Origin of the sequence: Paenisporosarcina sp. TG20 (assembly GCF_000286315.1) — a bacterium.
Lineage (GTDB): Bacteria > Bacillota > Bacilli > Bacillales_A > Planococcaceae > Paenisporosarcina.
The window spans coordinates 1-3,266 of sequence record NZ_ALJG01000109.1 but is presented as its reverse complement, the minus strand read 5'-3'; the positions used below and the strand labels follow the sequence as shown (position 1 = coordinate 3,266).

Below are 3,266 nucleotides of genomic sequence, written 5' to 3'. Positions count from 1 at the left end.
TTTCTAAGGATAATATCGGAATACAGACCTTGGGTCTGTAAGTTGACGTTTTGCGTTCAGTTTTGAAGGTTCATATATATGAATTTCCTAAGAGGGCCTATAGCTCAGCTGGTTAGAGCGCACGCCTGATAAGCGTGAGGTCGATGGTTCGAGTCCATTTAGGCCCACCATAGTTCTTAGGGGCCTTAGCTCAGCTGGGAGAGCGCCTGCCTTGCACGCAGGAGGTCAGCGGTTCGATCCCGCTAGGCTCCACCAAATATACTCTTTGCAGAGTGTTTTTTAATCAAAGAAAAATGTTATTCGGTTTTGAACAAATATTTTTTTTTACTAAAACACTTGTAAAAGTTGCAAGACTTGGTATAATAAATCTTGTCTTTCAAAACACTTAGTCTAGTGAAATGTTTTTATTCCGAAGTAGCTCAGTGGTAGAGCACCGCACTGTTAATGCGATGGTCGTAGGTTCGAGTCCTACCTTCGGAGCCATATTGGGGAGCTGTCCGAGTGGCCGAAGGAGCACGATTGGAATTCGTGTAGGCGGGTTAAACTGTCTCAAGGGTTCAAATCCCTTGCTCTCCGCCAGTGATTTTCTTCTACTAGTAAGGCCCCTTGGTCAAGCGGTTAAGACACCGCCCTTTCACGGCGGTAACACGGGTTCGAATCCCGTAGGGGTCACCAAATTTACGTAACTTTAACCAGTTCGTAAAAAGCATCAAAAGCAAGTAGTTCTAAGAAACAAGTAGGGAAATGTTCTTCTACTAAATTCGCCACGTCCTGTGGCAACGTAGAAGCCAGCACATCCTGTGCAAGTGACAACGAAATACGCCGCTTTTCATTCTTTTTATTGGAGGATTAGCTCAGCTGGGAGAGCATCTGCCTTACAAGCAGAGGGTCGGCGGTTCGAGCCCGTCATCCTCCACCATTATTTATACAATACAGTAAAAATTACTGTGTTAAAACAAATTTTATTATCGCGGGGTGGAGCAGTTCGGTAGCTCGTTGGGCTCATAACCCAAAGGTCGCAGGTTCAAATCCTGCCCCCGCAACCAAATGGTCCCGTGGTGTAGCGGTTAACATGCCTGCCTGTCACGCAGGAGATCGCCGGTTCGATCCCGGTCGGGACCGCCATTTTTTATGAATTGATTTTTTTATAAATTTGGGATAAACAAAGAAGGTCGAGGAAGCGATTGAGTAAATGAAGGAGCGTACTTAAGTACGTGACTGACTGCACGAATGAAGCTGACAAAGAGATTCAAAGTTTAGCACAAATTTAAATGTGGCTCAGTAGCTCAGTCGGTAGAGCAAAGGACTGAAAATCCTTGTGTCGGCGGTTCGATTCCGTCCTGAGCCACCATTAATAATTTTTAGCTAGCCGGAGTAGCTCAACTGGTAGAGCAACTGACTTGTAATCAGTAGGTTGAGGGTTCAAGTCCTTTCTCCGGCACCATCATCAAGTGGAGGGGTAGTGAAGTGGCTAAACACGACGGACTGTAAATCCGTTCCTTCGGGTTCGGCGGTTCGAATCCGCCCCCCTCCACCATTTTGTTTTTAGGGGCATAGTTTAACGGTAGAACTGAGGTCTCCAAAACCTCCAATGTGGGTTCGATTCCTACTGCCCCTGCCAATTATAAATTTAATTTCAAGTTGTGGCGGGCGTGGCGAAGTGGTTAACGCATCGGATTGTGATTCCGACACTCGGGGGTTCAATTCCCCTCGTTCGCCCCATTTTTCTAAATTATATGATTTTAAATAATAGCACTTTTAAAAAAACTTTGGCGGGCGTGGCGAAGTGGTTAACGCATCGGATTGTGATTCCGACATTCGGGGGTTCAATTCCCCTCGTTCGCCCCATCTTATTAATGGGGTATAGCCAAGCGGTAAGGCAACGGATTTTGATTCCGTCACGCCCTGGTTCGAATCCAGGTTCCCCAATAGTGTTGCGGAAGTAGTTCAGTGGTAGAACACCACCTTGCCAAGGTGGGGGTCGCGAGTTCGAACCTCGTCTTCCGCTCCATTTTTATTTTGTGGCGGCATAGCCAAGTGGTAAGGCACAGGTCTGCAACACCTCTACCACCGGTTCAAATCCGGTTGCCGCCTCCATACTATTGTTCTTAAGTCTGTTGTATTATTTTGCCCGAGTGGTGGAATGGCAGACACGCCGCACTCAAAATGCGGTGCCGTAAGGCGTGCCAGTTCGAGTCTGGCCTCGGGTATCATAAAAAAGCAGTATCTACTTTATGTAGATACTGCTTTTTTTTACGCTATATGAAAGTATTTAATATTGTTGTGCTAAGAAACCAGTGTTCATGCTGATTTTATTATATATGGAGGATTAACTTGCTAGTATATAAATTTAGTGAGCCATGAATCCAGTATACCCGGTATTTTAAGGAGTAGGATACCGCTGATTTGCGCTCCAGGCGGACGCTTTCCACGGGGCGGGCGGTGAGCCTCCTCACAGGCCAACATCCTGTTGCCCGAGGAGACTGAAACCATGCCTGCGAAAAGCGTCCACCGTAGCGGAAATAAACGGGTTTCTAGTTTTATCCTTCTTAAAGGTCAGGACGTACTTTGCCCGGCTTTTCTTACAAGATAAGCGTGCAATGTTAAATACTTTTTTCAATTTTTAGTGTAACTCAAATCACCTACCGTAGTTTCTTTTTTTACAAGTAGTAATTAACCTAGTTTTTATGAAACAGGTACCTTTTTCTTGATTCAGAAATGGGCGTTCACTCGTTTTCTTACGCTGCATTGATGCATTCTGGCATTGAGTTTAAAATTGAATTTAACGTACTGATTCGCATTTACAGAACGAGTGGGAGAAGTCTTATCTGCGAGTCTAGGCCTTCTGGGGTGGGTGATTGGATTATTTGGTTAAGTACTTCAATCCTAACATAGTCACTGGGGCTTTTTTGTTTCTAAATCTATTATTTCACACACCAGAAAGTATATGACTATTAAGAGTCAAAAACCCGTGTTCATGCTGATTTTAAGTATATGAGACTAATATTTTAAAATGGAATTTTTTGGTGTTACTCCCTTTAAACTGATTAATATGAAGGCGTGACTTCCTTTTCAAAAAACACACGCTTGATCTTGAATCTCCAGTGAAAGTGATTTTTATTCAGTGATACATTCTTGTTCAGTAATTCGAATTAATTTATGTGTGAGTACTTTTATTATTAAAAATTGAGACGATTTTTAAAATTTATTGATATCACTGTTGATTTTAAAACAGGTGAATGATTGAAGTGAAAGGCGGCGACTCC

The 3,266-nt window shown here is 43.6% G+C and carries 1 protein-coding gene and 18 tRNA genes; 18 read left to right on the top strand and 1 reads right to left on the bottom strand.

The genetic code is table 11. From position 1 onward, the window contains the following. Positions 1–93: 93 nt before the first annotated feature. From B371_RS0100985 to B371_RS0100965, 5 genes are all read left to right on the top strand, one after another. Positions 94–170 (top strand) — tRNA-Ile (locus B371_RS0100985). A 9-nt stretch (positions 171–179) separates the two neighbouring features. After that, positions 180–255 (top strand) — tRNA-Ala (locus B371_RS0100980). Positions 256–408: 153 nt separating this feature from the next. Next, a tRNA-Asn gene (locus tag B371_RS0100975) sits at positions 409–483 on the top strand. 4 nt (positions 484–487) lie between these two features. Beyond that, a tRNA-Ser gene (locus B371_RS0100970) sits at positions 488–579 on the top strand. A gap of 21 nt (positions 580–600) precedes the next feature. Beyond that, a tRNA-Glu gene (locus B371_RS0100965) sits at positions 601–675 on the top strand. 3 nt (positions 676–678) lie between these two features. Here the strand turns inward: B371_RS0100965 and B371_RS24230 are convergent. Beyond that, positions 679–813, bottom strand: coding sequence for a hypothetical protein (locus B371_RS24230; protein ID WP_255348656.1), 135 nt, complete (start codon positions 811–813; stop codon positions 679–681). A 30-nt stretch (positions 814–843) separates the two neighbouring features. On the opposite strand from B371_RS24230, the gene B371_RS0100960 reads away from it, so the two are divergent. From B371_RS0100960 to B371_RS0100900, 13 genes are all read left to right on the top strand, one after another. Beyond that, positions 844–919, top strand: a tRNA-Val gene (locus B371_RS0100960). Between the two features lie 50 nt (positions 920–969). Continuing rightward, positions 970–1,046, top strand: a tRNA-Met gene (locus B371_RS0100955). Positions 1,047–1,049: 3 nt separating this feature from the next. Then, positions 1,050–1,125: transfer RNA gene (locus B371_RS0100950), tRNA-Asp, on the top strand. 150 nt (positions 1,126–1,275) lie between these two features. Then, positions 1,276–1,351 (top strand) — tRNA-Phe (locus B371_RS0100945). Positions 1,352–1,368: 17 nt separating this feature from the next. Next, positions 1,369–1,444 (top strand) — tRNA-Thr (locus B371_RS0100940). Between the two features lie 9 nt (positions 1,445–1,453). Then, positions 1,454–1,537: transfer RNA gene (locus tag B371_RS0100935), tRNA-Tyr, on the top strand. Between the two features lie 10 nt (positions 1,538–1,547). Next, positions 1,548–1,621: transfer RNA gene (locus tag B371_RS0100930), tRNA-Trp, on the top strand. A 25-nt stretch (positions 1,622–1,646) separates the two neighbouring features. Beyond that, positions 1,647–1,722: transfer RNA gene (locus tag B371_RS0100925), tRNA-His, on the top strand. Positions 1,723–1,772: 50 nt separating this feature from the next. After that, positions 1,773–1,848 (top strand) — tRNA-His (locus B371_RS0100920). A 9-nt stretch (positions 1,849–1,857) separates the two neighbouring features. Beyond that, positions 1,858–1,929, top strand: a tRNA-Gln gene (locus B371_RS0100915). 7 nt (positions 1,930–1,936) lie between these two features. Beyond that, positions 1,937–2,011, top strand: a tRNA-Gly gene (locus tag B371_RS0100910). Between the two features lie 12 nt (positions 2,012–2,023). Continuing rightward, positions 2,024–2,097, top strand: a tRNA-Cys gene (locus B371_RS0100905). Between the two features lie 32 nt (positions 2,098–2,129). Next, positions 2,130–2,210: transfer RNA gene (locus B371_RS0100900), tRNA-Leu, on the top strand. The last annotated feature ends 1,056 nt before the right edge of the window (positions 2,211–3,266 follow it).